Below are 2,301 nucleotides of genomic sequence, written 5' to 3'. Positions count from 1 at the left end.
TTCGTCGGTACAACGGCAAACGGACACAGCGTTGTGATGGAAGGCGCGGCGGCTGAAGGCGAAGTCAAACGCGGCCCCAGCCCGATGGAAATGCTGTTGTTGGGTGTAGCAGGCTGCTCCAGCATCGATGTCGTGATGATTGCCGAGAAACAACGTCAAAAAATTACCGACTGCCGTGCCGAAGTGACTGCCAAACGCGCCGACACCGCGCCGCGCGTGTTTACCGAAATCCATATCCACTTCAAAGTGTATGGTCGGGATTTGCAAGAAAGCGCGATTGAACGCGCCGTACAGATGTCTGCCGAAAAATATTGCTCCGCATCGATTATGCTGGGTAAAGCGGCAAAAATGAGCCACAGCTTCGAGATCGTCGAAACAGAATAGGGCGGTTTCAGGATGGGAGTGCCGGAGCGTGAACCGGCTACGCACAAAAAAAGCAGATATATTCACGCATTAACATGAATATATCTGCTTGCTTTTTATTCCTTTTTCTCTCTCTCTATCAGCCTTTATAACTTGGCTTGTTGATCTCATTGTGCAAGTTTCGTTTAACATTGTCAACAATTTTTAATTATATTTTAAACACCCCCGAAAGCTGCAGGTTTGTAAACGCTTGCGCCTTAATACGGATATTGGGGAAACATTATGGATTACGAAAATAATACCAACGTTGCGCCTGCAACTTCATCGCTTATTTTGGAAGAACGTCACGATTCGGAACTCTTCCGCGTGTACGCATTGATTTTGGACGGTATTACCGACCATCTGCTGCTGCCGGGCAAAAAACTGACCGAGTCCGAGCTTTGCCGACAAATGGTTTGCTCCCGCAATACCGTGCGTGGCGCATTATCGCTTTTGGCGCACGATAAAATCGTCGATTTGCAGCCCAACCGCGGCGCATTTGTCCATGTGCCGGACTTGAAAGAAATGAAAGACGTGTTCAACACGCGTATCGAAATGGAAAGCATGATTTTGAGCGTCCTTATCGATATGCCTGATTTGGAAACGCGTCTGCAACCGCTTTATGCCATGATTGAGCAAGAGGGCGCAGCCTCCGAAAGCGGCGACCGCGTGGGTTGGAACCGCCTGTCCAATGCCTTCCATGTCGAATTGGCGCGGCTGCTGGACAACGATGTACTGTTTGAAATCATGAATACCTTGTGTGCACGTTCTTCATTGATTGTGGCTGTTTCCGATCCGCTTCGCAAAGAAAAGCGCAACATCGATTCCAATTCGCACCATGAACACCGTGAAATTCTCGATTTATTGGTGGCCGGCAAGCGCAACCGTGTGACCAAAGTCATACGCCGCCACTTGAGCGTGTGTATGGAACGCTTGGAACAAAAACTCGAGATGTAATCGGGTTGACAACAACAAGGCCGTCTGAAATATTCAGACGGCCATTGGTTTATCCCTACAAAACGAAACGCCATGAAACCCAAAATCCAAAGACACGAACATATCCTCAGCCTTGTCCGCGAACATAACTTTATGACGGTGGAAGAATTGGCGGCGAATTTGGATGTTACGCCGCAAACCATACGCCGCGATGTGCAGGAGTTGAGTGAAACCGGACAGCTCAAACGCTATCACGGCGGCGCATCTTTGGGCGACGTTTCAGTTGTAACGGCAGGGCAGGAGCGGCGCAACCATCAGCAGCAGGAAAAAAACGCCATTGCCCGATTGATCGCTTCCACCATTCCCGATAATGCCTCGCTATTTATCAGCATCGGCACCACCATGGAAGCCGTCGCCGCCGAGTTGGTCAGACAGCGTAAAAACCTGCGGATTATCACCAACAATATCTACGCCGCCTCCATCACTGCGGCGCGTACCGACTACACGGTCATCATCGCTTCCGGCGTGGTCCGCCCATTGGACGGCGGTATTACCGGCGTGGCGACTGTCGATTTCATCAACCAATTCAAAGTCGACTATGCCATCATGAGTACTCACGGCATAGAAAACGACGGCTCGCTTTTGGATGACGATTACAAGGAAGTCAGCGTCATGCAGGCGATGGTGAACAATGCCCGCGTGCGCTATCTTGGCGTCGACCACAGCAAGTTCAACAGCAATGCCTTGGTCAGACTGGGCGATATCGGCGCATTCGATAAGCTGTTTACCGACCGCACACCATCCGCCGCCATGCAGAAAACCCTAAACGAACGCGGCGTGGCGTGGCAGGTTGCCGACCCTGTATCAAAGTAGCCAAGTCGGGTACAATTGAGCCATCATTCCATTCCTTTCAGACGGCCTGATTGAATGCTCAGGCCGTCTGAAAACAGAAAATCATTTTCC

The 2,301-nt window shown here is 50.6% G+C and carries 3 protein-coding genes; all 3 read left to right on the top strand.

From position 1 onward, the window contains the following. The coding region (locus tag ACTHS3_RS05965) for an OsmC family protein (protein ID WP_440367385.1) at window positions 1-384 on the top strand (384 nt) is incomplete at its 5' end. 261 nt (window positions 385-645) lie between these two features. Further along, window positions 646-1,359: a GntR family transcriptional regulator gene (locus ACTHS3_RS05960; RefSeq protein ID WP_070584800.1), complete on the top strand. Its 714-nt coding sequence runs from the start codon at window positions 646-648 to the stop codon at window positions 1,357-1,359. Between the two features lie 72 nt (window positions 1,360-1,431). Next, a complete protein-coding gene (locus ACTHS3_RS05955; RefSeq protein ID WP_049332174.1) occupies window positions 1,432-2,211 on the top strand; it encodes a DeoR/GlpR family DNA-binding transcription regulator in 780 nt (259 codons plus the stop codon). Window positions 2,212-2,301 lie beyond the last annotated feature (90 nt).

It is taken from the genome of Neisseria sp. P0009.S007, from assembly GCF_051962515.1.
The sequence above is the reverse complement of the archived record's forward strand: the minus strand, read 5'-3'. Positions and strand labels throughout refer to the sequence as shown.